At 67.2% G+C, this 26,476-nt stretch carries 25 protein-coding genes; 15 read left to right on the top strand and 10 right to left on the bottom strand.

Annotation, left to right across the window (positions count from 1 at the left end; all coding sequences use genetic code 11):
* The first annotated feature begins 72 nt into the window (after window positions 1-72).
* The 8 genes from RZA67_RS01765 (at window position 73) to RZA67_RS01730 (ending at window position 6,545) form a co-directional block, all read left to right on the top strand.
* Window positions 73-438 carry a hypothetical protein gene (locus tag RZA67_RS01765; protein WP_317210806.1) on the top strand — a complete coding sequence of 122 codons (366 nt, stop codon included), beginning with the start codon at window positions 73-75 and terminating at the stop codon, window positions 436-438.
* 8 nt (window positions 439-446) lie between these two features.
* Complete coding sequence (locus tag RZA67_RS01760) at window positions 447-917, top strand: phage holin family protein (protein WP_317210805.1); 471 nt, start codon at window positions 447-449, stop codon at window positions 915-917.
* A complete protein-coding gene (locus RZA67_RS01755; RefSeq protein WP_317210804.1) occupies window positions 914-1,393 on the top strand; it encodes a protein sip-5 in 480 nt (159 codons plus the stop codon). Before RZA67_RS01760 ends, RZA67_RS01755 begins: the two co-directional genes overlap by 4 nt.
* A 63-nt stretch (window positions 1,394-1,456) precedes the next feature.
* On the top strand, window positions 1,457-2,566 hold the full coding sequence (locus RZA67_RS01750) for an AI-2E family transporter (RefSeq protein WP_317210803.1): 1,110 nt from the start codon (window positions 1,457-1,459) through the stop codon (window positions 2,564-2,566).
* A 107-nt stretch (window positions 2,567-2,673) separates the two neighbouring features.
* Window positions 2,674-3,396, top strand: coding sequence for an HAD-IA family hydrolase (locus tag RZA67_RS01745; RefSeq protein WP_317210802.1), 723 nt, complete (start codon window positions 2,674-2,676; stop codon window positions 3,394-3,396).
* Window positions 3,397-3,398: 2 nt separating this feature from the next.
* Window positions 3,399-4,766, top strand: coding sequence for a M17 family metallopeptidase (locus tag RZA67_RS01740; protein ID WP_317210801.1), 1,368 nt, complete (start codon window positions 3,399-3,401; stop codon window positions 4,764-4,766).
* 157 nt (window positions 4,767-4,923) lie between these two features.
* Window positions 4,924-6,009 carry a catalase family peroxidase gene (locus tag RZA67_RS01735; protein ID WP_317210800.1) on the top strand — a complete coding sequence of 362 codons (1,086 nt, stop codon included), beginning with the start codon at window positions 4,924-4,926 and terminating at the stop codon, window positions 6,007-6,009.
* Complete coding sequence (locus RZA67_RS01730; RefSeq protein WP_317210799.1) at window positions 6,009-6,545, top strand: cytochrome b/b6 domain-containing protein; 537 nt, start codon at window positions 6,009-6,011, stop codon at window positions 6,543-6,545. Before RZA67_RS01735 ends, RZA67_RS01730 begins: the two co-directional genes overlap by 1 nt.
* A gap of 85 nt (window positions 6,546-6,630) precedes the next feature.
* On the opposite strand, the gene RZA67_RS01725 is transcribed toward RZA67_RS01730, so the two are convergent.
* The gene (locus tag RZA67_RS01725) at window positions 6,631-7,233 is read right to left on the bottom strand and encodes a response regulator transcription factor (RefSeq protein ID WP_317210798.1); all 603 of its coding nucleotides are present in this window, start codon (window positions 7,231-7,233) and stop codon (window positions 6,631-6,633) included.
* A complete protein-coding gene (locus RZA67_RS01720) occupies window positions 7,230-8,405 on the bottom strand; it encodes a sensor histidine kinase (RefSeq protein ID WP_317213773.1) in 1,176 nt (391 codons plus the stop codon). The genes RZA67_RS01725 and RZA67_RS01720 overlap by 4 nt, the downstream gene beginning before the upstream one ends.
* Window positions 8,406-8,754: 349 nt before the next feature.
* On the opposite strand from RZA67_RS01720, the gene RZA67_RS01715 reads away from it, so the two are divergent.
* The 5 genes from RZA67_RS01715 to RZA67_RS01695 all read left to right on the top strand — a co-directional run bounded on the left by RZA67_RS01715 (window position 8,755) and on the right by RZA67_RS01695 (window position 16,378).
* Window positions 8,755-9,993: an efflux RND transporter periplasmic adaptor subunit gene (locus RZA67_RS01715; RefSeq protein WP_317210797.1), complete on the top strand. Its 1,239-nt coding sequence runs from the start codon at window positions 8,755-8,757 to the stop codon at window positions 9,991-9,993.
* A gap of 145 nt (window positions 9,994-10,138) precedes the next feature.
* Window positions 10,139-10,828, top strand: coding sequence for an ABC transporter ATP-binding protein (locus RZA67_RS01710; protein ID WP_317210796.1), 690 nt, complete (start codon window positions 10,139-10,141; stop codon window positions 10,826-10,828).
* Between the two features lie 11 nt (window positions 10,829-10,839).
* Entirely contained in the window at window positions 10,840-11,997 is a 1,158-nt protein-coding gene (locus RZA67_RS01705) for an ABC transporter permease (RefSeq protein ID WP_317210795.1), read from the top strand.
* Between the two features lie 10 nt (window positions 11,998-12,007).
* Window positions 12,008-13,324 (top strand): ABC transporter permease, encoded by a 1,317-nt coding sequence (locus RZA67_RS01700; protein WP_317210794.1) that lies wholly within the window; start codon window positions 12,008-12,010, stop codon window positions 13,322-13,324.
* A 222-nt stretch (window positions 13,325-13,546) separates the two neighbouring features.
* Window positions 13,547-16,378 carry a TonB-dependent receptor gene (locus tag RZA67_RS01695; protein WP_317213772.1) on the top strand — a complete coding sequence of 944 codons (2,832 nt, stop codon included), beginning with the start codon at window positions 13,547-13,549 and terminating at the stop codon, window positions 16,376-16,378.
* A gap of 158 nt (window positions 16,379-16,536) precedes the next feature.
* Here the strand turns inward: RZA67_RS01695 and rarD are convergent, their stop codons facing one another.
* Together rarD and yedA are read right to left on the bottom strand one after the other, a co-directional pair.
* Window positions 16,537-17,457: an EamA family transporter RarD gene (gene rarD, locus RZA67_RS01690; RefSeq protein ID WP_317210793.1), complete on the bottom strand. Its 921-nt coding sequence runs from the start codon at window positions 17,455-17,457 to the stop codon at window positions 16,537-16,539.
* The gene (gene yedA / locus RZA67_RS01685; RefSeq protein ID WP_317210792.1) at window positions 17,454-18,356 is read right to left on the bottom strand and encodes a drug/metabolite exporter YedA; all 903 of its coding nucleotides are present in this window, start codon (window positions 18,354-18,356) and stop codon (window positions 17,454-17,456) included. The genes rarD and yedA overlap by 4 nt, the downstream gene beginning before the upstream one ends.
* A gap of 385 nt (window positions 18,357-18,741) precedes the next feature.
* Between yedA and RZA67_RS01680 the strand changes: the two genes are divergently transcribed.
* Window positions 18,742-20,079 (top strand): MFS transporter, encoded by a 1,338-nt coding sequence (locus tag RZA67_RS01680; protein ID WP_317210791.1) that lies wholly within the window; start codon window positions 18,742-18,744, stop codon window positions 20,077-20,079.
* A gap of 201 nt (window positions 20,080-20,280) precedes the next feature.
* On the opposite strand, the gene RZA67_RS01675 is transcribed toward RZA67_RS01680, so the two are convergent.
* From RZA67_RS01675 to RZA67_RS01660, 4 genes are all read right to left on the bottom strand, one after another.
* Window positions 20,281-21,933, bottom strand: a complete 1,653-nt coding sequence (locus RZA67_RS01675; RefSeq protein ID WP_317213771.1) for a M28 family metallopeptidase — start codon at window positions 21,931-21,933, stop codon at window positions 20,281-20,283.
* 68 nt (window positions 21,934-22,001) lie between these two features.
* Window positions 22,002-22,934, bottom strand: a complete 933-nt coding sequence (locus RZA67_RS01670; protein ID WP_317210790.1) for an MBL fold metallo-hydrolase — start codon at window positions 22,932-22,934, stop codon at window positions 22,002-22,004.
* A 109-nt stretch (window positions 22,935-23,043) separates the two neighbouring features.
* On the bottom strand, window positions 23,044-23,331 hold the full coding sequence (locus tag RZA67_RS01665; protein WP_317210789.1) for a hypothetical protein: 288 nt from the start codon (window positions 23,329-23,331) through the stop codon (window positions 23,044-23,046).
* A 194-nt stretch (window positions 23,332-23,525) separates the two neighbouring features.
* Complete coding sequence (locus RZA67_RS01660) at window positions 23,526-24,821, bottom strand: tryptophan--tRNA ligase (RefSeq protein ID WP_317210788.1); 1,296 nt, start codon at window positions 24,819-24,821, stop codon at window positions 23,526-23,528.
* 112 nt (window positions 24,822-24,933) lie between these two features.
* Between RZA67_RS01660 and RZA67_RS01655 the strand changes: the two genes are divergently transcribed.
* Window positions 24,934-25,740: a hypothetical protein gene (locus tag RZA67_RS01655; protein ID WP_317210787.1), complete on the top strand. Its 807-nt coding sequence runs from the start codon at window positions 24,934-24,936 to the stop codon at window positions 25,738-25,740.
* A gap of 68 nt (window positions 25,741-25,808) precedes the next feature.
* On the opposite strand, the gene RZA67_RS01650 is transcribed toward RZA67_RS01655, so the two are convergent.
* Both RZA67_RS01650 and RZA67_RS01645 read right to left on the bottom strand, forming a co-directional pair.
* Window positions 25,809-26,030 (bottom strand): CsbD family protein, encoded by a 222-nt coding sequence (locus tag RZA67_RS01650; protein ID WP_317210786.1) that lies wholly within the window; start codon window positions 26,028-26,030, stop codon window positions 25,809-25,811.
* A 215-nt stretch (window positions 26,031-26,245) separates the two neighbouring features.
* Window positions 26,246-26,383 carry an entericidin A/B family lipoprotein gene (locus tag RZA67_RS01645; protein WP_317210785.1) on the bottom strand — a complete coding sequence of 46 codons (138 nt, stop codon included), beginning with the start codon at window positions 26,381-26,383 and terminating at the stop codon, window positions 26,246-26,248.
* Between the last annotated feature and the right edge of the window lie 93 nt (window positions 26,384-26,476).

Here is a 26,476-nt window from a genome sequence, read left to right as displayed (position 1 = left end):
GGTATCCATGATCTTCCAAGGCGTCCATCCTCCGATGGCGAGCCCCGTTCCCCACTCTGCAGGAGATAGTCGATGAGCCCCACCAATACCGAAAACCTCAAGGATCAGCTGGGTGAAGCCGGTTCGCACCTGAAGCAGGCGGCCAATGCGGCTGGCGGCGCGATCAAGGGTGCCGCCGGTGCTGCCGGCGATGAGCTGCGCATCGGCAAGGCCAACGTGAAGGCCGAACTCTCCGATACGGCCCTGTCCGGCCTGGCCGCTGCCGAGTTCGGCGGCGCTGCTGCCAAGGAACAGGTCGATGCGCTGATGGACAAGGGCAAGGACCTGGTCGACAGCGCGGCCGAGCTGATCCGTGAGCGTCCGCTGGCCTCGTTCGGTGTGGCCTTCGCGGCTGGCTGGCTGATCGCCAAGCTGGCCAGCAACAACAGCGACAAGTAAGCCGCGGCGTGAGCGAAGAAAGCACCCGCGCGCCCGATCCGGAGGCAACCCCGCCACTGGAAGAGAGCATCCGCCAGGTCGGCAAAGCCGGCCGGGCGACCTTGGACGCCGCGCGCAGCTCGATGGGCTCGTTGCGGCGCCTGGCGTCAGCCGATTTCGCTTTGGCCCGCAGCGCATTCGGCCGCGCTCTGGCCTGGGCAGGCGTGGCCATCGTATTCGGCGCCACGGCCTGGCTGCTGCTGGCTGCCACGCTGATCGTACTGCTGCAGACCTGGGGCCTGTCCTGGCTGCAGTCGCTGCTCAGTGCCTCGGGTGTGAGCCTGGTCGTGACCGGCTATGCGGCGTGGCGCGTCTCCTACTTCTTCCACCACACGGGCATGCATGCCACGCGCAGGCAGCTTTCGCGCCTGGGCCTGTTCGACGAGCCGGCCGAGGTCGACCCGGATGCGGACGTGGAACTGCCGGAGCAGGTGAAATGAGGTTCAGCGCATTGCGTACCCGTGTCCGACGCTGCGAGCAGGTGGTGTCGGTTCGCCTGGAAAACACGCATCAGGAATGGGGCGTGCTCAGCCAGGTCTGGCGCAAGGGCTGGTCGCCGCTGCGCATCGTGGTGGTTGGCCTTGCCGGTGGCTTCATCGCCGGCAAGCTGGAACTGCCGCGCAAGGTCAATGGCGCGCGCTGGCTGCAGATGGCCGGCTCGGTTTCCAACCTGTTCACCACGGCGCAGGCTGCCTTCGCATCGGTTGTGGCGGCGCAGGCCGCCGCTGCTGCAGACCAGGCAGCCGACCAGGTGGATGAAGCCGCCGATGAAGTTGCCGCCGCAGCAGCCGCGCCTGCTGCCGCGCCGGCGCCCGCACGTGCCGCGCGGGCGGTGGAACGCCCCGCGACCACGGCCCGTGCCGACGTACGCGAACCTCAACCTGCCGAAGCAGCAACCGAACTCTCCGAGCGCTGATCGCGGCGACGTTGCACGGGTCGCTGTCGGTGCTCCTGCTGGCCTACATCAACCCGTGCTTCCATGACCTCAACCGACCCGATCGTTACGCCTGGTGAACCCGGCTCCACCCAGGCCGTGGCCCCGCCTCCGCCCCGGCCGCGCGCGCCGGTTTCGCTGGTGGTGCTGGCCACGCTGGCGGTTGCCTTTGCCCTGTGGGCCGCGCAGGCGGTCGTGCTGCCGATCCTGCTGGCAATGTTCTTCGCGCTGGTCGGCAACCCCATCCTGCGCCTGCTGCAGCGGATGTGGGTGCCGCGCGCGCTGGCGGCTCTGCTGGTCATCGGGCTCGGACTCGGCGGTACCGGCGCACTGGCCGTGCAGCTGATCGGACCGACCATGGAGTGGGCCCAGGAAGCGCCGCAGCAGCTGCGGCAGATCGGCCGCCAGGTGTCCGACCTGACCCGGCCCGTGCAGCAGGCCAACCAGGCGGCCGAGAGCTTTGCGCGCGCAGCAGCAGGTGAAGGCAGCCGGCGCGTCCAGGTGGTGCGTACCCAGCTCGACCACCCCTACAAGGTGATCACCCGGGCGCCACGCCTGCTGGCGTCGGTGCTGGCCGTGGTCCTGCTCACCCTGTTCTTCATGATCTACGGGCAGGACCTGCAGCGGCATGCCATCGCCCTGTTCCCCAGCCGCCAGCAACAGCGCTTCACCAGTGACATCCTGCGTTCGATCGAGCGCGAAGTCTCCCGCTATGTGCTGACGATCACCGTGATCAACACCGTGGTCGGGCTGGTATTTGCCGGCATTCTGATGCTGCTTGGCCTGCAGCTGCAGGATGCGCTGCTGTGGGGCACAGTGGTGGCCGTGCTGAACTTCGCGCCCTACGTGGGGCCGCTGATCGGCGTGGCGCTGATGCTGTTGATGGGCTTTGTCGAGTTCAACGAACCGCTGCTCGCACTGACGCCAGCAGCGATCTATCTGGCCCTGCATACGCTGGAAGGCCAACTGGTGACGCCCATTGTCCTGGGCCGGCGGATGAAGATCTCCCCGCTGGTGCTGATTCTGGCGCTGATGCTGTTCGGCTGGTTGTGGGGGCTGGTAGGGCTGCTGCTGGCGGTGCCGATGCTGGTGTGCGTGAAGCTGGTGCTGACCCGCCTGGACGGCATGCAGGGCTGGGCACGGCTGCTCCAGTAGCGCGGGGCTCTGCCCCGCTACTCTGTTGTTCTGCTGCTCTCCTGCCCCGCTGCGCTGCCTCGGCGCGCAGTCCCCCGGCCATCCACTGCCGGCAGTAGAATGGCCGGGTGAACGAACCCATTCTTGCCGTTACCCTCGACCTCGACGATACGCTGTGGCCCTTCGCGCCGATCGGGGCGCGCATTGACCAGGCCCTGTACGACTGGATGTGCGAGCACAGCCCTGCCACCGCAGCGATGTATCCAATGGCGGCGATGAACGCGCTGCGTGAGCGCACGTTCCGCGATAATCCCCAGCTGCACCATGACCTCAGTGAACTGCGCCGCCTGAGCCTGCGCGAGGCATTGCTGGCCAGCGGCGCCAGCCTCGACCTGGTCGAGCCGGCGTACGAGGCGTTCTTTGCCGTGCGCAACCAGGTGGAGTGCTACCCGGATGCGATTGATGCGTTGGAGCGTATCGCCGCCCGCGTACCGGTGGCCGCACTGAGCAATGGCAACGCCGACCTGGAGCGCATTGGTCTGGCCGAACACTTCGTGTTCCAGCTGGGTGCCCGTGAGCACGGCGCGGCCAAGCCCGACCCCGGCATATTCCATGCCGCCTGCCAGCGTCTGGGCGTGCCGCCCGCGCAGGTCCTGCACGTGGGCGACCACGTCGACATGGACGTGGCCGGCGCCATCGCGGCCGGCCTGCGCGGCTGCTGGATCAACCGCGACGCCGCGCAGTGGCCGCACACCCATGTGCAGCCGGATCTGCATTTCGACACCTTGACCGGCCTTGCCGACTGGCTTGATGACCAGCACGCGGCCACCGCTACGACCCGGAGTTCCTGAAGATGAGCACCATCACCGGCTTTACCTCTGATACCGCGCATGCGCTGCCGCTGCATGTGTTCGACCGCGCGCAGTTCGCCCAGTGGCTGCCGCAGCAGGATGAGGCTACCCGCAACTGGCTGCAGGCGCAGGGTTTCACTGCGAGCGCGCACTCGGCCGTGCTGCTGGCCGGTACGCACGGTCTGGCCGGTGCCATCATCGGCGTGGGTGACCGTGGCGATGCCTACAGCTATGCGCATGCCCCGCATGCGCTGCCGGAGGGCAGCACATGGCAGCTGGCCACCGCGTTGCCGGAAGCCGAGCAGGCGCTGCTGGAGCTGGGCTGGGGCCTGGGCAGCTACCGCTTCGACCGCTACCGCAAGCGCAACCGTGCGCCGGCCCGGCTGCTGGCCACGCCCTCGGGCGAAGTGGCCGACCTGATCGCCGCGAGCCTGCGCGTGCGCGACTGGGTCAATACGCCAACCGAGGACATGGGCCCGCAGCAGCTGGAGGACGCCGCCCGTCAGCTTGCCGAAACGCATGGCGCGCAGCTTGAAGCGATCACCGGCGATGCACTGCTGGAGCGGGGTTTCCCCGCCATCCATGCGGTCGGCCGCGCATCGCACCGCGCCCCCCGGCTGATCGTGCTGCGCTGGGGCAGGTCGACCGATCCGAAACTGGTTCTGGTCGGCAAGGGCGTGTGCTTCGACACCGGCGGGCTGGACATCAAGCCGGCTGACGGCATGCGCAACATGAAGAAGGACATGGGCGGCGCAGCGCACGCACTGGCGCTGGCCGGGCTGATCATGGCGCGGGAACTGCCGGTGCAGCTGACCCTGCTGGTGCCGGCGGTGGAAAATGCCATCGGCCCCGATGCGTTCCGCCCCGGTGAAGTCATCGCCACCCGCAAGGGCCTGAGCATCGAAATCGACAACACCGACGCCGAAGGTCGGGTGATCCTGTGCGACGCACTCACCTTTGCCGGCGAGCAGCAGCCTGATCTGGTGCTGGACTTCGCCACGCTCACCGGCGCCGCACGCATCGCGCTGGGCCCGGACCTGCCGGCGTTGTTCAGCAATGACGATGCGCTCGCGCAGCAGTGGCTGCAGGCCGGCGAACAGACCCGTGATCCGGTCTGGCGCATGCCGCTGTGGCGTCCCTACCTGCGCTACCTGAGCAGCGGCATTGCCGACCTGGCCAACGCCGGTTCGCGCATGGCCGGCTCGGTGACCGCTGCGCTGTATCTGGAACGTTTCCTCGAGGAAGGCCAGCGTTGGGCGCACCTGGATGTCTACGCGTGGAACGATGGCGAGCGCCCGGGCCGGCCGGCCGGTGGCGAGGCGCTGGCGCTGCGCTCGGCCTGGACGATGTTGAAGGCGCGGTACGCCTGACGCCTCGAGAGCAGGCCGAACCGTGCTGCGCGCGGTGAGCCGACCGTAGGGTCGGCTCTTCAGGCCGTTGCGGCCAATGTTTGCGAAAAATTGAATACCACTGCCACATGGGTTCTGCGAGGATGACCCGGTCGCTTTCCGACCTGGCAGTACACCCATGCCCCTGTTCCGCTTTACCCGTGCTGGCGGCCTCTCCCGCAAAGCACGCGCGCACTCGCCGCTGCCCTGGATCGCCCTGATCGCCCTGCTGCTGGGCAGCGCCGCGCTGGGCTTTGCGTGGCTGGCCGGCTGGATCGGCCATCGCCTTACAGCCCAATCGTTCACCGACAGCATCGAGGCCACCGGGCCGGCCCATCCGGGTTTCCGGCGGGCGCACAGCAAGGGCGTCTGTGTGTCGGGTTACTTTGAAGGCGCGCCGGCCGGCGCCGCGTTGTCGAGCGCACGGGTGTTCACCCAGCCACGGGTGCCTGTGCTCGGCCGCCTGTCGATCGGTGGTGGCGATCCGCACGGCGCTGACAACAGCGCGCGCGTGCGCAGCATTGCGCTGCAGCTGAGCAGTGACGATGGCCAGGTCTGGCGGATGGCGATGAACAGTTTCCCGTTCTTTGCCGTGCCCACCATCGAGGCCTTCCACGAGCAGACGCTGGCGCAGACACCGGACCCGGCCACCGGCAAACCCGACCCGGCAAAGATGGCGGCGGTACTGGAGAAGTATCCCAGCGCACGCGCGTTCCAGCAGTGGGCGAGGACCGCACCCTGGCCGGACAGCTGGGCGAGCACCGAGTACAACAGCGTCAACAGCTTCTGGTTCGTCGCCGCAGATGGTCAGCGGCGCGCGGTGCGTTGGCAGTGGCAGCCGCAGACGCCACTGGTGGCGATGGACGAGGCCACACGCCAAGGCGCCGATGCGGATTTTCTCAGCCAGGACCTGCAGCAGCGGCTGGTGGCCGGGCCGGTACGCTGGAACCTGGTTGTCACCCTGGCCGGGCCGCAGGACGACGTCGATGATCCGTCCACACCGTGGCCGGCGTCGCGCCAGCAGGTGCAGGCCGGCGTGCTCACCCTGCAGTCGATGCAGTCGCAGGAGGAAGGCGCCTGCGGTGAGCTCAATTTCGATCCGCTGATTCTTCCGACCGGCATCGAGCGCAGCAATGACGCCATTCTTGCCGCGCGTTCGGCGGTGTACTCGCAATCGTTCAACCGTCGCGAGCGCGAGCGCGCCCGTGGCCAGGAGACACGCTGATGGCCTCTTCTCCGCGCGGTCATTTCAACCTGCTGGCCCGGCTGCTGCACTGGAGCATGGCGGTGATGATCCTGGCCATGCTGGTGATCGGCGTGAGCATGGTCGCCTCACTGCACTGGCGCCCTGCCCTGCTCGACCTGCACCGCCCGCTGGGTGCGCTGATCTTCCTGCTGGCACTGCTCCGGCTGTACAACCGGCTGCGGCATGCGCCTCCGCCGCTGCCAGCCGACCTGCCGCACTGGCAGGTGTTGGCGGCCAAGGCGTCGCACTGGCTGCTGTATGCCCTGATGCTGGCCATGCCGCTGGTCGGCTGGGCGATGTTGTCCGCCGGTGGCTATCCCATCGTGCTGTGGGGCGGTGTGCATCTGCCTGCCATCGCACCGCACACCCCGGCGATGTACACGGCGCTGCGCAGTGCGCACAGCCTGCTGGCCTATGTGCTGTTTGCCACGGTGCTGATGCACGTCGGCGCTGCGCTGTTCCATGCCTGGGTGCGCCGCGATGGCGTGTTCCGTTCAATGGCGCGCGGTCGCTGAGCTGGCGGCGGGTGACAACGGTGGAGCGTCAACGCCGCTGCCTGCCGCGTTGCGCGCCCGCCGGGCATGGCTCGGCGCTACGCTGTTACAGCCACCCTTTCTGCCGGGCCAGACGGTAGGCTTCGATGCGGTTGGCCACCCCCAGTTTGCCGATGCACTCGGAGAGATAATTGCGCACGGTGCCGTGTGAGAGGCCGAGCTGCTCGGCGATATCACCCGCCGAGCGCCCCTCGCCGGCCAGACGCAGCACCTTGCGCTCGCGGTCGGTCAGCGGGTCGGCCTGCGACCAGGCATCCAGCGCCAGTTGAGGATCAATCGCGCGCATGCCCTGCCGCACACGACGAAGTGCATCGGCCAGGTGCTCGGCAGGTGAGTCCTTGAGCAGGTAACCGCGCACGTCCGCCTCCAGCGCACGGCGCAGAAAACCGGCACGGGCGAAGGTGGTGACGATGACGACCTGGATCGGCAACTGTTGCCGTGCGATGCGCTGCGCCAGCTCCAGCCCGGTCAGGCCCGGCATCTCGATGTCGGTGACCAGGATGTCCGGCTGGGTCTGCTGCAGCAGGCGCCACGCTGCCTCGCCGTCGGCGGCGGTGCCGACCACCTCGATGTCCGCCTCCAGACCCAGCAGGGCCGACAGTGCACCACGGACCATGGCCTGGTCTTCGGCCAGCACGATGCGGATCATGCGCTGTTCTCCGCCGCGAGCGGAAGCGGCGCGGGTGCTGGCGCGGACGGTGGCAGCGGTACGCTGGCCAGCACGCAGGTGCCTTCGCCGCGCCGTGCGCTGATGCTCAGGCTGCCGTGCAGCGCCCGCAGGCGTTCGCGCATCCCGGCCAGACCATTGCCCTCGACCACCCCGTGGCCCTGTCCATCGTCACGGATGCTCATGTGCAGCGTGCGGCCGTCCTGCTCGAAGCCGATCTCGGCCCGTCGCGCGCGCGCGTGCCGGGCAATGTTGGTGACCGCCTCGCGCAGCACCAGCGCCAACGCCTGCTCCACGGCGGGCGGCAGACCCGGCGGTGGTGCGTACTGCAGCAGCACGCCCTGGCATTCCAGCAGCAGACGCGCCGCCGCCAGCTCGCCGGCCAGATCGCTGGAGCGGATGCCGGTCACCGCACTGCGCACCTGCGCCAGCGCCTCGCGCGCGACCGCTTCGGCTTCGCCGATCTCCAGCCGCGCACGGGCGTCACCGCGGTCGTGCAGCTTGCCGGCCAGCTCCAGCTTCAGTGTGATCAGTGAGAGCGTATGCCCGAGCAGGTCATGCAGGTCGCGGCCGATGCGTTCGCGTTCGGCGGTGGTTGCCAGCCGGCGCACCTCTTCCTGGCTCAACCGCAGTTCGGCCTCTTTTTCCTGCCCGATGGCGGCCACGTTGATGCAGATACCGATGATCAATGCCATCAGCGGCACCCAGATCAGGCTCTGCCAGGGATAGCCAATCAACCATGCCACCACTACGAACAGGGCGTTGCAGCCCAGCAGCTGCAGCAGGTAACGCAGGCCACTGTGGCCCCAGCCACGCAGCATCACGCAGCCAAAAATGAAATAGCTCACCGAGGAGGGATACCAGGCCAGCAGGGCCAGGCCCATCGCCACCATGGCCCAGGCGTAGTAAGCGGCGTGGCGGCGCGGGGCCAGCAGCACCCGCGCGAACAGCAGCAGGAATACCGGGTAGGTCAGTGCGGTGAGCAGCAGCCAGCGCCAGGTGTAGCCGCTGGTGGTGAACAACGGGGTCAGAAACACCCAAGCCGTCCACAGCAGATGCACCGCGTTGGCATACGGCGATACGCCACGGGCGAGGTCCTCGGCGGCCGCGGAGTCCGGCGCGGGGCGCAGCAGGCGGGCGAACCAGGCAGTCATCTCGGCATCCAGGCAGGCAACGCGGGCGATGATGCCACGGCCATGGCGGTAGCGCGCGGCCAGTGCGCAGCGCAGCGCGGCAGCGGGCGCCGCCGAGGCGGCGTGCCCGTCTGCTGTGCGCGGACCGGGCGTGGCGGTATGCAAGACACCATCGAGGTTTTCCATGCGGGACGGGCACAGCGTGGCGTCTGCCCCGGCCATTGCGCAGTGCCACGCATCAGCACGCGCAGGTGACAGCTGTCACTGCCGGTCCGGAGTCCGACCGGTGCAGGCTATGTCCACCCCGGCATCTGTTTGCTCCGGACCCGAACCGAGGTCACACTCGGCGTGATCCTTCGTCCTGGCTGCCATGAACGCTTCCCACGAACTGCTCAAGGAACTGCGCATCGACCGCAAGGCACCGCCGCCGCCCGCTCCGGGTGGCCGTCGCCGGTGGTGGATCCTGCTGGCCGTAGTGCTGGCCCTGCTCGCGGCGCTGGCCGCCTTCTGGCTGCTGCGGCCGCGCCCGGTGCAGGTCGAGACCGCCCCCGCGGTGGCCATCGGCAGCGCGGCCGGCAGCAGTTCGGTGCTCGATGCCAGTGGCTATGTCGTGGCCCGCCGCATGGCCACCGTGTCCGCCAAGATCACCGGCAAGGTCCGCGAGGTGATGATCGAAGAAGGCATGCGGGTCGAGGAAGGCCAGGTCATGGCCACGCTGGACCCGATCGATGCCGATGCGCAGCGCGGCCTCTCGGCCGCGCAGGTACAGGCGGCACGCAGCCAGGTCGCCGGCCTGCAGGCCCAGCTGAAACAGGCCGAGGCCGAAGCGGCGCGCCTGCAGCCGCTGGTGCTGCAGCAGCTGGTGTCGCGCTCGCAGTTCGACCAGGCTGTTGCACAGCGCGATAGCCTGCGCGCGCAGCTGGAGACCGCGCGCCGCAACGTGCAGGTCGCCGGCAGCCAGCTGGCCATTGCCGAACTGGGCGTGGACAACAACACGGTGCGCGCGCCGTTCTCCGGGGTAGTGACCGCCAAGGCGGCCCAGCCAGGGGAAATCGTCTCGCCGCTGTCGGCGGGCGGTGGCTTCACCCGCACCGGCATCGGCACCATCGTCGACATGGACTCGCTGGAGATCGAGGTCGAAGTGGGTGAGGCCTTCATCGGGCGCGTGCAGCCGAAGATGCCGGTCGAGGCAACGCTCAATGCCTACCCCGACTGGAAGATCCCGGCCGAGGTGATCGCCATCATCCCCACCGCCGACCGCGGCAAGGCCACAGTGAAGGTGCGTGTGGCGATCAAGACCCGCGACGCGCGCATCGTGCCGGAGATGGGCGTGCGGGTGAGCTTCCTGGAGCAGGCACCGCCCGATGCCGGCGCTGCCCCCAAGGGCGTGCGGGTGCCGGCGGCGGCCGTTCTGCAGCGCGACGGCGGCGATGCTGTGTTCGTGGTCGACGACCAGTCCAGGGCGCACCTGCGCAAGGTGCAGGCCGGGCTGGCGATGAACAAGGACCGGCAGATCGTGCAGGGTCTGCGCGCCGGTGAACAGGTGGTGGTGCAGCCTCCGGATGATCTGTCTGACGGCAGTGCGGTGGTTGAGGCCGGCGCACGCTGACCCATCGCTGCAGCAAGCGTTCCCGCAACGGCCCGGGCGCCCGCGCCCACGGCCATCCGTTCTGCGCAGGCTGCGCCACCGGCCTGTATCGTGCCTGCGCGTGGCCCGCGCAGCGCCTTCCTGTCCGCTTACATGGAGCATCGGCATGTCGACCCTGGTAGCACTGCGCAACATCACCAAGACGTATCAGCGAGGCCCCGAGCAGGTGCAGGTTCTGCATGGCATCGACCTGGATATCGAGAGCGGCGATTTCGTCGCGCTGATGGGGCCCTCAGGCTCAGGCAAGACCACCCTGCTCAACCTCATCGGCGGGCTCGACTCGCCCAGCAGCGGCGAAATCAGCATCGAGGGCGAGCGCATCGACCAGATGAGTGGCGGGCAGCTGTCGACCTGGCGCAGTCATCACGTCGGCTTCGTGTTCCAGTTCTACAACCTGATGCCGATGCTCACCGCGCAGAAGAACGTGGAGCTGCCGCTGCTGCTGACCCACCTCAACGCGGCCCAGCGTCGGCGCAACGCTGAGATCGCCCTGACCCTGGTCGGCCTGGCCGAGCGCCGCGATCATCGGCCCAATGAGCTTTCCGGCGGCCAGCAGCAGCGCGTGGCGATTGCCCGCGCGATCGTTTCGGACCCGACGTTCCTGATCTGCGACGAACCGACCGGCGACCTGGACCGCCAGTCGGCCGAGGAAATCCTGCAGTTGCTGCAGCAGCTCAACCGCGAGCACGGCAAGACCATCATCATGGTGACCCATGACCCCAAGGCCGCCGAGTACGCCACGCACACGGTGCACCTGGACAAGGGCGAACTGGCCGGCACCCCGGCCGCGCACTGAGGGAGACGGCGATGAAGTACTTCTCGTTGATCTGGGCGCAGTTGTTCCGCAGCCGTACCCGGACCCTGCTGACGCTGTTGTCGGTGGTGGCGGCGTTTCTGCTGTTCGGCATGCTCGATTCGGTCCGCGTTGCCTTCACCTCCGGCGGCAACGTGGAAGGCGCCAACCGGCTGATCACCGCCTCGCGCCTGTCGATCACCCAGTCGCTGCCGATCCGCCTGGAGTCGCAGATCCGCCAGGTCGAGGGCGTGCGGGATGTTACCTATGGCATGTGGTTTGGTGGCATCTACCAGGACCCGAAGAACTTCTTCCCCAACTTCTCGGTGGCGCCGAACTATTTCGACATCTACCGCGAGCTGGAGATCGCGCCTGCGCAGCTGCGCGACTGGCAGGACACGCGCACCGGCGCGGTGGTCGGCGAAAGCCTGGCCAACCAGTTCGGCTGGAAGATCGGCGACACCATTCCGATGCAGGCCACGATCTTTCCGCGTGGCGGCAGCAATGACTGGCCGTTGCAGCTGGTAGGCATCTACCGCTCCAAGGATCGCGCCCAGGCCGGCAACGAGGAAAGGCAGCTGATGATGAACTGGAAGTACTTCGATGAGTCCAACGACTACATCAAGAACCAGGTCAGCTGGTACACCGTCACCTTGGACAACCCGGACAACGCCTCGCGCGTAGCCCAGGCCATCGATGCGATCTCGGCCAATTCCGACCATGAAACCAGGACCCAGACCGAGTCCGCGTTCCAGCAGGCCTTCATCAAACAGTTCGCCGACATTGGAATGATCGTCACCTCGATCATGGCCGCGGTGTTCTTCACCCTGCTGCTGCTTACCGGCAACACCATGGCCCAGGCGGTGCGCGAGCGTGTTCCCGAGCTGGCCACGCTGAAGACGCTGGGCTTCAAGGACGGCACGATGCTGGCGCTGGTGATGGTCGAATCGGTGCTGCTGATCGGGCTGGGCGGAGGCATCGGCATGGGTCTTGCCGCCCTGCTCCTGCCGGTGCTGGCACCGCGCACGCAGGGGCTGCTGCCACCGCATATTCCGCTGTCGACCTGGCTGGTCGGCATCGCGCTGATCGTGGTGATCGGCATCGTGGTGGGCCTGCTGCCGGCATTGCGCGCGCAGCGGTTGAAGATCGTCGATGCACTGGCCGGCCGTTGAGGAGAACACCATGAAGCGTCTGATGAAGGTTCTGGGCAACATCGGCGTGGTAGTGCTGCTGGCGATGCTGCTGCTGGTGTGGATCTGGCTGCCATGGCAGGGCGTGCTGCTGGCCGTGGCCGGCATCACCGCATGGCTGCTGCTCACCCGCAGCGGCCGTCTGGCGCTGGCTGCCACCCGCATCGGCGTAGCGAGCCTGCCGCAGCGCTGGGGTGCCTCGTCGGTGATCGTGGTCGGCATCGCCGGCGTGGTCGGCGTGCTGGTGGCGATGCTGGCGATGGGCGAGGGCTTCAAGGCCACACTCGGCTCCACCGGCGATGACACCACCGCCATCGTGCTGCGCGGCGGTTCGCAGGCCGAAACCAACTCGGTGATCACCCGCGAGCAGGTGCCCCTGCTCTCCACCCTGCCTGGCATCGCCAGGGACGACAGCGGCCGTGCCCTGCTCTCGCCCGAGCTTTCGCAGGTGGTCAACCTGGTCTCGCGCAGCGACGGCACCGATGTCAACGCACAGTTCCGCGGTGTCGGTGAGCAGGCCTGGGCGGTGCATGACAAAGTGCGCATCATCGAAGGCCGGCGCTTTGCCACCGGCAAGCGGGAGATCGTGGTGGGCCAGGGAGCGCAGGGTCAGTTCCGTGGGCTGGACGTGGGCAGCACGCTGCGGCTGGGCAACCAGGACTGGACCGTAGTGGGTCTGTTCGCCTCGGGCGATGCACACGACTCGGAGCTGTGGACCGATGCCGATACGCTGGCCACCACCTATCAGCGCAGCGCGTGGCAGTCGATCAGCGTGCGCACCGAGGGCAGCGCCGGCTTCGAGCAGTTCAAGGCGGCCGTGGCCGATGATCCGCGCCTGAAGCTGGACGTGGAAACCACACGCGCCTATTACAGCAAGCAGGGCGGCGGACTTAACACGCTGATCAAGGTGCTGGGCACGGTGATCGGCGCGATCATGGCGGTCGGTGCGGTGTTTGGGGCGCTCAACACCATGTACGCGGCGGTGGCCACCCGCGCCAGGGAAATCGCCACCATGCGCGCGATCGGGTTTCGCGGGCTGCCGGTGGTGACCGCGATCATGCTGGAGACGATGCTGCTGGCCCTGCTCGGCGGCCTGCTGGGTGGTGCGATCGCGTGGGCGGTATTCAACGGCTACAGCGTCTCCACCATCGGCAGCAACTTCAGCGCCGTGGTATTCAAGTTCCACGTCTCCGCGCCGCTGTTGTGGAGCGGCTTGAAGTGGGCGCTCGGCATCGGCCTGGTCGGCGGCCTGTTCCCCGCGCTGCGCGCAGCGCGGCTGCCGATCACCACGGCCCTGCGCGAGGTGTGATCGTCTGATATCCACACCACGGGCCACGGCCCGAGCGCAGAACACGCCGGGCCCTGCCCGGCGTTTTTGCGTGCGTCAGCAGAAATTCATTTTCGAGCATGTAACGACGCGAATGGACCGTTTCATGTGAAAACAACTTACACTCGCGCCCCCCACGTTGGTTGCAGTACCGCGCGCTCATTGAACGGGCGCATGTTTTTTTCGAAACACGAGATTTCACGGATGTATCTGAAAACCACCCCGTTGCGCAGTGCCATCGTCATCGCGCTGGCTGCCAGCAGCACCCCCGCCTTCGCCCAGAACGCGGACGCCACCACCACCCTCGACCGCATCGAGATCACCGGCTCGCGCATCCGCCAGGCATCGGTGGAAACCGCCCAGCCGGTGATGTCGCTCAACCGCGCCGAGATCGAGAAGAAGGGCTACGTCAACGTCGCCGACATTCTGCAGGACGTCACCGCCGCAGGTGCGCCGAGCATGAGCCGCGCTTCGTCGCTGACTTCCTCGCGCGACTTCGGCGGCATGTATGTCAGCCTGCGCGACCTGGGCCCCGAACGCAGCCTGGTGCTGATCGACGGCCGCCGCATGGGCGTGAGCGCGGGCGGCTACTCCGACCTGGCTTCGATCCCCTCGGCCATCGTCGAGCGCGTTGAGGTGCTGACCGATGGCGCGTCGGCGCTGTACGGCTCCGATGCCATCGCCGGTGTGGTCAACATCATCACCCGCAAGAACTTCGACGGCGGCGAAGCCGGTGTCTACGTCGGCCAGTACAGCGAAGGTGATGGCCAGAAGCGCTCGTACAACGCGGTGTTCGGCAAGACCTTCGACCGTGGCTGGGTCACCGTGGGCGCCGAGCGCACCAAGGAAGACGAAGTGATGGGCGGCGCGCGCGAGTTCAGCCGCTACCCGGGCGGCCCGCGCCACCAGACCGATGGCTTGAGCGGCATCACGCCGTGGGGCTATGCGGTGGTGGGCGGCCAGAACCTCAGCGTCGGCCCGGGCGGCAACCCGGCCAACCTGGCTGATTTCAAGCCCGCGCTGCGTGCCAACGACAGCAACACCAAGACCAACATGAGCCTGCTCACCGGACTGGAGCGCACCTCGGCCTTCGCCAACGGTGGGTTCTCGCTCACCGATGACGTGCGTGTGGTGGCCGATTTGCTGTACAGCAAGCGCGAGTCGATCAAGCACCTGGCCGGCTACCCGTACTCGGTGTCGGCCGCGCAGTCCCGCAACGGCAGCCGCGCTGCGCTGTCCAAGGACAGCATGTTCAACCTGTGGGGCGAGGACGTGCTGTTCGCGCACCGCACCGAAGAACTGCCGCGCGGCACCGAGAACAACCTGGACACCAAGCGCGCCAGCCTGGGTCTGGAAGGTGGTTTCGAAACCGGTTCGCGTTACTGGGACTGGAACGTCAGCTACACCTGGAACCGCAATGAAGGTGAGCGCATCGGCACCGGCAGCATGTTCCAGCCCAACGTCAACGCCGCCGTGGGTCCGTCCTTCATGGACGACAACGGTATCGCCCGCTGTGGCGTGCGTGGCGCGGTGATCGAAGGATGCGTGCCGTGGAATCCGCTGGCGCCGATGGGCTCGACCAGCGCCGGTTCGCTGAGCAACAAGGACGTGCAGGACTACCTGTTCACCCGCTTCGTCGACCAGATCCGCAGCACCACCAAGGTGGCCAGCGCCAACATCTCCGGCTCGCTGTTCGCGCTGCCGGCCGGTGACATGATGGTCGGCCTGGGTGTGGAGCACCGCAGCGAAGAAGCCAGCTACACCCCGGACCTGATGGTGCGCAGCAACCAGATCGCCGGCACCAGCGGCCAGAGCACCCGCGGCGACTACTCGCTCGATGAGGTGTACCTGGAACTGCAGGTACCGCTGCTGGCCGACATGGCCTTCGCGCGCGAACTGTCGCTGGACGTGGCAGGCCGCTACTCGGATTACAACAACTTCGGCAGCACCACCAACAGCAAGTTCGGCCTGAAGTGGCGTCCGATCGACAGCCTGCTGCTGCGTGCCACCTACGGCACCGGCTTCCGTGCGCCGACCGTGGATGACCTGTACGGCGGCTCGGTGACCACCCGCGACTCGTTCACCGACCCCTGCGATACGCTGTTCGGCACTGCAGCTACCAGCAGCGCCGTGGCCGCCCGCTGCGCCGCCGACGTCGGTGCCGGCTTCCGCCAGAAGACCGCCGACGGCAATAACGCCACGGTGCCGGGTCAGCAGGCCACCACCGACTTCAACTCCGGCTCCAACGCCGCGCTGAAGCCGGAAACCGCCAAGACCTGGACCGTGGGCATGGTCTACAGCCCCGAGTTCGTGCCGGGCCTGGACGTGACCCTGGACTGGTGGAAGATCCGCATCGAGAACGTGATCGTGGGCGAGTCGGCCACCGACATTCTCAACCAGTGCTACGTGCAGGGCGTGAGCGCCGCGTGCGACCGCTTCACCCGTGCCGCCTCCGGCGCCAACCGTGGCCAGGTGACCGCGCTGGACCGCTCGCTGGTCAACGCCGGCTACCAGGAAACCGCAGGCTACGACCTGGGTATCCGCTACCGCTCGCCGGAAATGGCGTTCGGTCGCCTCGGTGCAAGCTGGAACACGACCTACACCGACTACCAGGAACAGAAGCGCGACAACGCCGCCTCCACCCCGGTGCGCCAGTACACCGGCTGGGCCGGCAGCTTCCGCGTACGCTCCACGCTGAATCTGGACTGGACCTATGGTGACTTTGGTCTGGGCTGGACCATGCGCTACTACTCCAGCATGAAGGAGAAGTGCTCGTACGCCGCCGAGTGCAACCTGCCCGACTTCAGCTCGCCGTACACCGATGTGTCGCCGACCAACAAGGTGGGCTCCAACACCTTCCACGACCTGCAGGTGCGTTACAGCCTGCCGTGGAACGGCACGGTCTCGATGGGCGTGAACAACGTGTTCGACCACCAAGGTCCGATCATGTACAGCCAGCCGAACAGCAGCTTCACCTACTACGGTGGCTTCGACATTGGTCGTTTCATGTACATGAAGTACCAGCAGCGCTTCTGAGCCTGCCGCACCAGGTCGCGGGCAGGCCACTCTCTCCTGGCCTGACCTGCACACCGACGGCGCCCGCAAGGGCGCCGTTTTTCGTGGTGGGTGACGACCGTTGGTCGTCACGCCTCTGCCTGCCGCGCTGCGCGCGCGAGCCGACCGTGGGGTCGGCTCTACCGGCGGACGGGCGATGCCCGGCGGCGCGCACTCCAGAGGCTGTCGGCGATGAAGATCGCCAGCCCGGTCCAGATCGCCACAAAGCCCAGCGCTCGGCCACCGTCGAAAGGCTCGTTGAAGAAGAACACGCCCAGCACCAGCCCGATGCTCGGGGCGATGTACTGCAGCACCCCCACGGTGGACAGCGCGATGCGCTTTACTCCGTATGCAAACCCGATCAGCGGCAGTGCGGTCACCGCGCCCCCCAGAACCAGCAGCAGGTCGTTGCGCCAGCCCCAGCCCCCGAAGAAACCACCGCCGTGGCCGGGCTGCTCGCTCCACAGCGCAAAGCCCAGCGCGGGCAGGAACAGGTAGAGGCTTTCCACTGCCAGGCCGCCAACCGAATCGACCGAGACCAGCTTGCGCAGCAGCCCATACAGGCCAAACGATCCGGCCAGGCCCAGCGCGATCCACGGTGGCGCGCCGGCGTGCCAGGTCAGCCACGCCACACCCACACCGGCGCAGGCCACCGCCAGCCATTGCACGCGGCGCAGCCGCTCCTTCAGTACCAGCACGCCCAGCAATACGCTCACCAACGGATTGATGAAGTAGCCCAGGCTGGTGTCGATCACGTGGCCTGCGTTGATCGCCCAGATATAGAGCCCCCAGTTGAACGCGATGGCCATGCTGCTCAATGCCAGCGTCGGCAGCGCGCGCGGCTGCCGGGCGATGGCCTTCCACCAGCGCACACCGTTGCTGAGCAGCAGCACGGCAGTCACCAGCACCGTGCTCCAGATGATGCGGTGGGCGATGACCTGCATCGAGGGGACGGCGCGCAGCTGATGCCAGAACAGCGGCACCAGTCCCCACAGCACGAAGGTGGCGGCGGTGACCGCGAAACCGCGACGCTGGTCCTGAAGGGTCGATGCCGGGCTCATCGACGTGCCTTGGCAAGAGTGAGGACCAGCACACCGACCAGGATCACCGCCATCGCGGTGAGGTCGCGCCAGCCGAAACGCTCCCCGTTGAGCAGTGCGCCCAGCAGCACCGCGATCACCGGGTTGACGTAGGCATAGCTGCCCACGAGCGTGGGCCGCACGTTGTGCAGCAGCCACACATAGGCACTGAAGGCGATGATGGAGCCGAACACGGCCAGATAGGCCACGGCCAGCAGGCCGTCGACGCCGGGCAGGCTGGTCGGCCGTTCGCCGGCGGCCAGGCCGGTCAGCACCAGCATCACGCCACCGCATATCATCTGGCCGGCAGCGGTCATGAACGGGCCCGGCAGGTCAAGGTGGCGGGCCCACACCGAGCCGAAGGCCCAGCCGATCGGCGCCACCAGCAGCAGCACCAGACCGGTGGGGCTGGCCGTCAGGCTGCTGCCGGCGTTGAGCCAGACCACGCCGAGAAAGCCGATGCCGACGCCCAGCCACTCGCCGCGGCTGGCATGCTGCCCACGCACGGCCAGCAGCAGGGCCATCCACAGCGGCACCGAGGCGACGGCGGTCGCCGCCAGGCCGGAGGACACGTCGCGCTCGGCCAGCACCACCATGCCGTTGCCCAGCAGCAGCATGGTGAAACCCATGATGCAGAGGTTCCGCCACTGGCGCAGGGTCGGCCGCGGGAGGCGGCGGAACAGGCGCAGCACGAGGTACATCACGCTGCCGGCGAGAATGAAGCGCGCACCCGAGACCGAGGTGAGCGGCAGCACCCCGGCCTGCAGCGCCTTGGCAATGCCCAGATAGGTGGACCCCCACACCACGTAGACCAGCAGCAGAGCAACGGCGACGTGGCTGCCTTTGGCGGCAACCGGCGAGGGAACGGGCGAAGCGGCCATGATCGACCAGGGTGCGGGGGGAACCGGGGATTCTAGGCTGTGGCTGCCGTCACGGCAGCCTGTTCCGCAGGGTGAGGCAGTGTCGCGGTCAAAAGGCCCGTAGCACCAACAGCCCCTCAGCATCCCGATCGTCTCCGATTGCCTTTCAACGTCGTCGCTATGCCGCGAACGCTGACGATCTACTTCATACTGTCGCATCCGGCTCTCTGTGGCCTGCCAGAACCTTCGCTGCGGCGTCACTCACCCAAAGGTGTGATGGTGACCGTCCTGCGACCTGCGTTAAGGTGGCCGGCAGGCGACAGCTGACGCCGTTTTCTGTGTGCCCGTCTGCCGGGTGCCCCCTTCCAACCGGGACAATCCCCACCAGCCCAGGCCTTCCCCCCTCATGAGTGTCTCCACCCCCACCGCCGGCGCCGCCGGCAACGAGAAAGCCGCGCTGCGGCGCTCGATCTCCAATACCCTGAAAGGCTCGGCCGGCAACCTGGTCGAGTGGTACGACGTCTACGTCTACTCGGTCTTCGCGGTCTACTTCGAGTCGCAGTTCTTCTCGGCTGAAGACAAGAACTCCACGTTGTACGTGTGGGCGATCTTCGCTGCCACCTTCCTGATGCGCCCGATCGGCGCCTGGTTCTTCGGCCGCTTCGCCGACCGTCATGGGCGCCGTCTGGCGCTGACCGTGTCGGTAACGGTGATGGCGGTGTGCTCGTTCCTGATCGCCATCACGCCCACTGCGCAGAGCATCGGCATCTGGGCGGCGGTCATCCTGCTGTTCGCGCGCCTGCTGCAGGGGTTCGCCACGGGTGGCGAATACGGCGCCAGTGCGACGTACATGTCCGAGGCTGCCATTCCAGGCCGTCGTGGCCTGCTGTCCTCGTTCCACTACGTCACCCTGGTCGGCGGCCACGTGCTCGCCCAGCTGACCCTGCTGATCATGCTGACCTTCTGGGGCAAGCCGGAAATCTCCGAGTGGGGCTGGCGCATCGCCTTCGGCATCGGCGGCATCGCCGCAGTGGTGGTGTTCTGGCTGCGTCGCGGCATGGACGAAACCATGGAAGCGTCCTCGATCGAGGCGGCCCGTGATGGCAAGGCCAAGAAGTCCGGCTCGATGTACGAACTGTTCGTGCACCAGTGGCGTCCGCTGCTGCTGTGCTTCCTGATCACCGCCGGCGGTACCGTGGCCTTCTACACCTACTCGGTGAACGGCCCGAAGATGATCCAGAGCGCGTTTGCCGGCAATGACGTGATGACCGGCACGCTGATCAACCTGGCCGTGCTGACCTTCCTGATGCTGCTGCAGCCGGTCGGCGGCTGGCTGTCGGACAGCATCGGCCGCAAGAGCCTGCTGGTGTTCTTCGGCATCGGCGGTGTGCTTTACACCGGCTACATGATCACCGCCCTGCCGCAGCAGACCAATGCGTGGATGGCCTTCCTGATCCTGGCCGTGGGCTTTGTGATCCTGACCGGCTACACCTCGATCAATGCCGTGGTGAAGGCCGAACTGTTCCCGACCCACGTGCGTGCACTGGGCGTGGGCCTGGGCTACGCGCTGGCCAACTCGCTGTTCGGTGGCACCGCCCCGTTGCTGTACCAGGGTGCGCTGAAGACCGACCAGGTCGGCAACTTCATCATCTACGTCACCGCGGTCATCGCTGTTTCGCTGTTCGTCTACGTGTTCTTCCTGAAGAACAAGGGCCCGAACTGGCTGGACGGCAACAAGCACTAAGCTGGAAATCTGCCCCGCCTGTACCCGGGCCCGGGTACAGGCGGCGGCAGGGCACACTGTTGTTGGATCAGAAAAGCCGGCAGCTGCCGGCTTTTTTGTTGCCCGCCAACGGCGAAGCGATTCCACCGAATGTCAGGTCGCTCACGTAGCGCCGGGCTCTGCCCGGCGGCGGAATACAGCCGGGCAGAGCCCGGCTCTACTTCAGCGGCGTGCGGCTTCGCTGGCGTCGCGGGTCTTGCGGAACTCCGAGCCCTCGTCCCACTGCGGCCAGCGGCGGCTGTTGGCCAGCTCGGCGCCCAGGTCGTACACCAGCAGCGTATCGGCAGCGTGACCGGCCGGATCCCAGCTCGGCGTCCAGGCATCGCAGGCCTGGTGGTAGCAGTCGGCAAAGTATTTCTCGCGCAGCGCGCGGCCGGCGTCCACGCCCCCTTCGAGCTTGTCCAGGCCGGGGCCGATGGTGATGGCCGGCACTCCCAGGCGCGCGAACGCGAAGTGATCGGCGCGGTAGAAGAAGCCAGCTTCCAGGTTCGGGTCGGGGCTGTAGCTGCGGTCCCGCGCCTTGGCCACGCGCTCCAGGTCACGCTCCAGCGATACCCGGCCCTTGCCCCACGAGGCGATGTCACGGGTGGCCCCGTCCGGGCTGAACATTTCGATGTTCAGCACGGCTGCGGTCTTTTCCAGCGGCACCACCGGATGGGCGGCGTAGTAGCTCGCGCCCAGCAGTCCTTTCTCCTCGGCCGTCAGCGCGATGAAATACAGGCTGCGCTGCGGCTGCGGACCCGCCGCGAACACGCGGCCCAGTTCGAGCACGGTGGCCACGCCGGTGGCGTTGTCGATGGCGCCGCGACGCACGCGATCACCCTTGGCATCGGGCTGGCCGATGCCGAACGCGTCCCAGTGCGCCGAGAAGATCACTGCCTCATCGGCATGCGCGCCACCGGGCAGCTTGGCTACCACGTTGCGGGTGACCACCTGCTCACGCTGCAGCTTGAAGTCCACGCTCAGACGCGCGTTGTCCAGCGCCACCGGCTGGAACCCGGCCGTCATTGCCTTGCGCTTTTCGGCGTCGAAGTCGAGCCCGGCGTCGGCGAAGATCGCCTCGGCCAGCGAACGCTGCATCCAGCCGCGCAGCGGCGTGTGCTGGGCCATCGCTTCGTCGTTGCCGCGTTCGATGTCGAACAGCGGCGAGGTGCCCGAGCTCTTCACCGTGGCCCAGCCGTAGGCGGCCGGTGCGGTCTCGTGCACGATCAGCACGCCAGCGGCACCGCGACGCGCCGCCTCTTCGTATTTGTAGGTCCAGCGGCCGTAGTAGGTCACCGCCTTGCCATCAAACGCGCCCGGTGCCTCGCTTTCGAAATCGGCATCGTTGATCAGCACCACGGCGATCTTGCCGTGCAGGTCGACGTCCTTGTAATCGTTCCAGTGGCGCTCCGGTGCGTCGATGCCATACCCGACGAAGACCAGCGGCACGTCCTTGAGCTGCACGCGCGCACGCGGCTGCAGGCTCTGCAGGGTCACGTCCTCACCGTTGGCCAGCTGGCGTGTACCGCCTTTCAACTGCAGCGACGCAGTGGCCGGGCCATCGAGCTGGGCACGCACCAAGGGCACCGGCTGCACCCAGCTGCCATCGGCTGCACCGGGCTGCAGGCCATAGCTGCGGAACTGCTCGATCAGATACTGCACCGTGCGCTCTTCGCCTTCGGTGGCCGGCGCGCGGCCCTCGAACGCGTCCGAGGCCAGCACCTGCACATGGCGCGACAATGCCTGCGGGTCGATGCCGCCGCCGGGCAGGTCATTGGCCGCATGGGCCAAGCCGCCCACGAACAGGCAGGAAGACAGCAGCAACACGCGCATCGGATTCACGGCAATACCAGTGCAATCAGGGAGACGCCGCAGTGTAACGCGGCGCCTGTGCACGCGCCTCAACGTGTGCTGCGGTCCAGCCAGCAGGCCAGCCCCTGCGCATTGAGCTCGATGTCCATGGCCAGCACCTGCGTTACCGCATCATCGTCCAGTGCACAGCCATGGGCCTGCGCACGCTCCAGGTACAACGCGGTCAATGCGGCCAGCAGGCAGCGGTGGCGATCGGCCCGCTCGTGACACTGCCGGCCGATCTGCGCCATCGCGTCGATCTGCTCGAGCAGGTCCGCACCGAGACGCTGCACGTCCTGCACCGGCCCGTAATGGGTGAGGTACATGGTCTGCGGCTGCATCTGCAGCATGCGCCGGATGGAAGCCTTCAACGGCTCGGGATCGAACTGGACCGGTGAGGAGGTCGGCACGATGAACGCGCCGCGCGCGCTGTCCAGTTCGCGGTAGGACAGGCCGAAGGTATCGCCGGTGAACCAGCTTTGGCTGCGCGCATCCCATACGCAGAAGTGATGCAGCGCATGACCGGGCGTATGCATGCACAGCAGCGCGCGTCCGGCGAGGTCGATGCGGTGGCCATCGTCGGCAATGCGCAGGCGGTCCGCCGGCACCGCCTCGATGCGCCCATAGCTGCGCGCGATTTCCGCTTCACCATAGACGGCGGTGGCACCGGCAATCAGCCGGGTCGGATCGATCAGATGCGGCGCACCGCGTGGATGCACCACCACGGTGGCGTTGGGCAGCTGTGGCAGCAGCAGGCCGGCGCCGCCGGCATGGTCCAGGTGCACATGGGTGAGCAGCAGCCAGTCCACCGCATCGGGAGCCAGGCCGGCATCGGCCAGTGCGGCAAGCATGGCCGGCACCGCCAGCCCGGTGCCGCAGTCGATGAACGCGGCACGGCCGTTTTGAATGACAAGGTACGCCGCGTCGAAATCGGCGCGCTGGAATCCGGTATCGATGGTGATGATGCTGGGATCAAGCGACATTGCGTCCTGTCCTGGCGCTGGAAACACTGGCTCATGGTAAGCCGCAGTGAAACCAGGCGCGATTCACCTTTGGTGTAGTGCCGGGCTCTGCCCGGCAACCCGATGGGTCTCAGCGCAGCCGTCGCAGCAGCACGGCCAGTGTCATCACCGCCAGAAAGGCACCATAGGCATACAGCACGGCCAGCACCTGCGGCCAGATCGGGCCGGCGTCGTGCTGCGCGCTGCCGCTGCGGAACCCCCAGTGCATCGCCAACACGCTCAACAGCAGAGCGAGCAGCAGAGTGGCGACATCGAAAAGGCGCGCGCGCCTGCCGCGGCGATCGCGCGGGTAGTACCAGTAGAGGCTGCCCAGCAGGGCGAACCAGGGCAGGAACAACAGCAGCGACAACCAGGCCATGGCGGCGGTTCCGGGTCAGGACGCAGCCGCATCATGGCATGAGGGAGGGCGTCGTGCGGGTGCCCGGTGCCCGCGTCGCGCCGGGCGTCGTGCGGGCCCAGTGGCCGCGTAGTGCCGGGCTCTGCCCGGCAGCCCGGGAAGCAACAGCGTGACGACCAACGGTCGTCACCTGCCAAAGCGCGGGTGTCCTGCCGTCAGGCGTCTTCGCGCAGGGTCGCCAGCGCGGCCAGCACCGCGTCCACGTCGGCGTGCAGCTTGAACAGTTCGCTCTGCAGGGCATCGCCATGCTCGGCCTGCTTGAGCACGGCAATCAGCTGGCCTGCATCGCGCGGCGAGTCAAAGCCTTCGCTCTGGATCAGCAGCGCGCCGTCACCGCCGGTCAGCTTGAAGTAGAAACGGCCGTCCTTTTCGCGGTACTGCTTGAACTGCGGGGGCGCCTGGCGGGCCACGCCGGCGTCCTCACTGGCGATGTCGCCCGCGCTGGACAGATCGCGCAGGCCCACCGCCTGGCGCAGCTCCTGCAGCAGCGGCATCGCCAGCGTCTCGCGCAGCTGCTGGCCACGCCGCTGCAGCAGCGCCTCGATCTTGTGCGGTTCGGCCATCAGCGCGTTGTAGCGCTCGCGCAGCGGTGCCAGCTCGCTGTCGATGCGCTCGAACAGCTGCTGCTTGGCATCGCCCCAGCTGATGCCCTCGGCGAAGGCCTGGGCGAAGGCGGCCGTCTGCTCCGGAGTGGCGAAGGCCTGGTACATCTGGAACAACGCCGAGCCCTCGGTGTCCTTCGGCTCACCCGGTGCACGCGAGTCGGTCAGGATCGAGAACACCAGCTTTTTCAGCTCCTCGCGCGGGGCGAACAGCGGAATGGTGTTGTGGTAGCTCTTGCTCATCTTGCGGCCATCCAGTCCCGCCAGCGTGGCGACCTGCTCATCGATCACCACCTCCGGCAGCGGGAAATAATCCTTGCCGTAGACGTGGTTGAAGCGCTGGGCGAAATCACGCGCCATCTCGATGTGCTGGATCTGGTCGCGCCCGACCGGCACTTTGTTGGCCTTGAAGATCAGGATGTCGGCGGCCATCAGCACCGGGTACATGAACAACCCGGCGCTCACCCCGGCGTCCTCGTCCTGCCCTTCCTCGCGGTTCCTGTCCACGGCGGCCTTGTAGGCATGCGCGCGGTTGAGAACGCCCTTGCTGGCGATGGCGGTGAGGAACCACATCAGCTCGGTGGTCTCGCGGATATCGCTCTGGCGATAGAACCACACGTGCTCGGCATCCAGCCCACAGGCCAGCCAGCTGGCGGCGATCTCCAGCGTGGCGCGCTGGGTGCGCTCGGGGTCCTGCGCCTTGATCAGGCTGTGCAGGTCGGCCAGGAAGAAGAAGCTCTCGATGCCCTGCGCCTTGCTGGCGGCGATTGCCGGGCGGATCGCGCCGACGTAGTTGCCCAGGTGCGGGGTGCCGGAGGGGGTGATACCGGTGAGGACTCGGGTGGTCATGGACTGCTCGAAAGGAAACCTGCGGTGAACCGGCTCAGTTTACCGCGCGGCGGCCAACCCCGTTGCACCTGCAGGCGCGTTGACGGGTGTACCTGCCGATGGAGTCCCCGTGATGAAGCGCATGATCCTGCCCCTGCTGTTGTGCCTTGCTATGCCCATGGCGGTGCACGCCGGTCCTGCCCGCCCCGCGCCCATCGAACAGGGCCCGGTGCGGATGGAGCTGGTGGACCGTGACCTTGGCGAACGCCCCCTGCCCCGCTACCGCCACGATGGCCAGTGGTGGAGCGCCGGCGAACGCGGCCACCGCTACGCGGTGCGGCTGCGAAATGACAGCGCCGAGCGCGTGCTGGTGGTGCTCTCGGTGGATGGCGTGAACGCCATCAGCGGTGAGGACGCCGACCCTGGACAATCCGGCTATGTGCTGGGGCCATGGCAGACCACCGACATCGCCGGGTGGCGCAAGTCCAACGACGAGGTGGCCCAGTTCGTCTTCTCCAGTCCGCACGGCAGCTATGCCACGCGCACGGGCAGGCCGGACAACCTCGGGGTGATCGGCATCGCCGTGTTCAACGAGCGCCGGCCGGTACGCCGAACGCCACCCTTCGTCGAACGTTCGGCGCGCCCAGCCGCGGTGGCCGAAGCGCAGAGCGCCTCGGCCGCGCCAGCCGGCGACATGGCCCGGCCGTCCCCGCCTGCACCCGCGCCCGCGCAACGGCTGGGAACGGGGCATGGCGAACGCGAATGGTCGTCGGTGCGTGACACCCATTTCGCACGTGCCAGCCAGATACCCACGCAGATTACCGAGCTGCGCTATGACAATGCGCGCAACCTGCGCGCCCGTGGCATTGCCATGAGCGCATCACCGCGCGGGCCACAGGCTTTCCCACAGCGCTTCGTGCCGGACCCGCCTGCACGCTGAGGCCGACACGCGGAAACAGCAACGGGCCGCAATGCGGCCCGTCGTTTCAACTCATCCCAATACCGCGATCAGCGGTAATCCGGATAATCCTTGCGCAGCGACTCGTCGAAGTCGCGCACTTCCTTCTCGGCGCGGTCCTTGGCCCAGCCATAGCGCTCCTGCAGGCGGCCGGCGAGGTACTCGGCGTTGCCTTCGGCGACGTCGAAGTCGTCATTGGTCAGGTCGCCCCACTTGGCCTGGGCCTTGCCCTTGAGCTGGGTCCACTTGCCGGAAATGATGTCCTTGTTCATTGCTTGCCTCGTCGGTTTGCGTTCTGGGGTGTGGTACGTCTCCAGCATCGGCAAAGGCGCGTTGTGAACCGATCAAGCAACCATGAAAAACGCACTCACCTGCTTGAATGGTTCACTACGCGATCACGCAGTTCGGCGATCACAGATGCCGCAGCCATGCAGCGCGCACAAAAAAGGCCGGGCAATGCCCGGCCTTTTCAGAATGCCTGCGCCGATCAACGACCGCTGGCAGCGTCCTCGACCTTTTCACCGGCCTTCTGCACATCCTTGCCGGCACCGGCCACGGTGTTGCAGCCAGCCAGCATGGCTACCGAGAACATGGACAACAGCATCAGGGCAACGACACGCTTCATTTGAACTTCTCCTGGGTTGGTTTGCAGCCCTACCGCTTCAGCGATCCGGGTCTTGCGCCGGGCTGTGTCTCAGCGTCGGCGCATGGCGTAAAT

Source organism: Stenotrophomonas sp. C3(2023) (assembly GCF_032911385.1).
Classification (GTDB): Bacteria; Pseudomonadota; Gammaproteobacteria; order Xanthomonadales; family Xanthomonadaceae; genus Stenotrophomonas.
Note: the sequence above shows the minus strand (reverse complement) of the source record. Positions and strands in the feature narration are given on the sequence as shown.

Excerpts from the sequence above, each read along its gene's own strand:
- RZA67_RS01765 (WP_317210806.1), top strand. The coding sequence starts at position 73 with ATGAGCCCCACCAATACCGAAAACCTCAAGGATCAGCTGGGTGAAGCC.
- RZA67_RS01755 (WP_317210804.1), top strand. The coding sequence starts at position 914 with ATGAGGTTCAGCGCATTGCGTACCCGTGTCCGACGCTGCGAGCAGGTG.
- RZA67_RS01750 (WP_317210803.1), top strand. The coding sequence starts at position 1,457 with ATGACCTCAACCGACCCGATCGTTACGCCTGGTGAACCCGGCTCCACC.
- RZA67_RS01740 (WP_317210801.1), top strand. The coding sequence starts at position 3,399 with ATGAGCACCATCACCGGCTTTACCTCTGATACCGCGCATGCGCTGCCG.
- RZA67_RS01735 (WP_317210800.1), top strand. The coding sequence starts at position 4,924 with ATGCCCCTGTTCCGCTTTACCCGTGCTGGCGGCCTCTCCCGCAAAGCA.
- RZA67_RS01730 (WP_317210799.1), top strand. The coding sequence starts at position 6,009 with ATGGCCTCTTCTCCGCGCGGTCATTTCAACCTGCTGGCCCGGCTGCTG.
- RZA67_RS01725 (WP_317210798.1), bottom strand. The coding sequence starts at position 7,233 with ATGATCCGCATCGTGCTGGCCGAAGACCAGGCCATGGTCCGTGGTGCA.
- RZA67_RS01720 (WP_317213773.1), bottom strand. The coding sequence starts at position 8,405 with ATGACTGCCTGGTTCGCCCGCCTGCTGCGCCCCGCGCCGGACTCCGCG.
- RZA67_RS01715 (WP_317210797.1), top strand. The coding sequence starts at position 8,755 with ATGAACGCTTCCCACGAACTGCTCAAGGAACTGCGCATCGACCGCAAG.
- RZA67_RS01710 (WP_317210796.1), top strand. The coding sequence starts at position 10,139 with ATGTCGACCCTGGTAGCACTGCGCAACATCACCAAGACGTATCAGCGA.
- RZA67_RS01705 (WP_317210795.1), top strand. The coding sequence starts at position 10,840 with ATGAAGTACTTCTCGTTGATCTGGGCGCAGTTGTTCCGCAGCCGTACC.
- RZA67_RS01700 (WP_317210794.1), top strand. The coding sequence starts at position 12,008 with ATGAAGCGTCTGATGAAGGTTCTGGGCAACATCGGCGTGGTAGTGCTG.
- RZA67_RS01695 (WP_317213772.1), top strand. The coding sequence starts at position 13,547 with ATGTATCTGAAAACCACCCCGTTGCGCAGTGCCATCGTCATCGCGCTG.
- rarD (WP_317210793.1), bottom strand. The coding sequence starts at position 17,457 with ATGAGCCCGGCATCGACCCTTCAGGACCAGCGTCGCGGTTTCGCGGTC.
- yedA (WP_317210792.1), bottom strand. The coding sequence starts at position 18,356 with ATGGCCGCTTCGCCCGTTCCCTCGCCGGTTGCCGCCAAAGGCAGCCAC.
- RZA67_RS01680 (WP_317210791.1), top strand. The coding sequence starts at position 18,742 with ATGAGTGTCTCCACCCCCACCGCCGGCGCCGCCGGCAACGAGAAAGCC.
- RZA67_RS01675 (WP_317213771.1), bottom strand. The coding sequence starts at position 21,933 with ATGCGCGTGTTGCTGCTGTCTTCCTGCCTGTTCGTGGGCGGCTTGGCC.
- RZA67_RS01670 (WP_317210790.1), bottom strand. The coding sequence starts at position 22,934 with ATGTCGCTTGATCCCAGCATCATCACCATCGATACCGGATTCCAGCGC.
- RZA67_RS01665 (WP_317210789.1), bottom strand. The coding sequence starts at position 23,331 with ATGGCCTGGTTGTCGCTGCTGTTGTTCCTGCCCTGGTTCGCCCTGCTG.
- RZA67_RS01660 (WP_317210788.1), bottom strand. The coding sequence starts at position 24,821 with ATGACCACCCGAGTCCTCACCGGTATCACCCCCTCCGGCACCCCGCAC.
- RZA67_RS01655 (WP_317210787.1), top strand. The coding sequence starts at position 24,934 with ATGAAGCGCATGATCCTGCCCCTGCTGTTGTGCCTTGCTATGCCCATG.
- RZA67_RS01650 (WP_317210786.1), bottom strand. The coding sequence starts at position 26,030 with ATGAACAAGGACATCATTTCCGGCAAGTGGACCCAGCTCAAGGGCAAG.
- RZA67_RS01645 (WP_317210785.1), bottom strand. The coding sequence starts at position 26,383 with ATGAAGCGTGTCGTTGCCCTGATGCTGTTGTCCATGTTCTCGGTAGCC.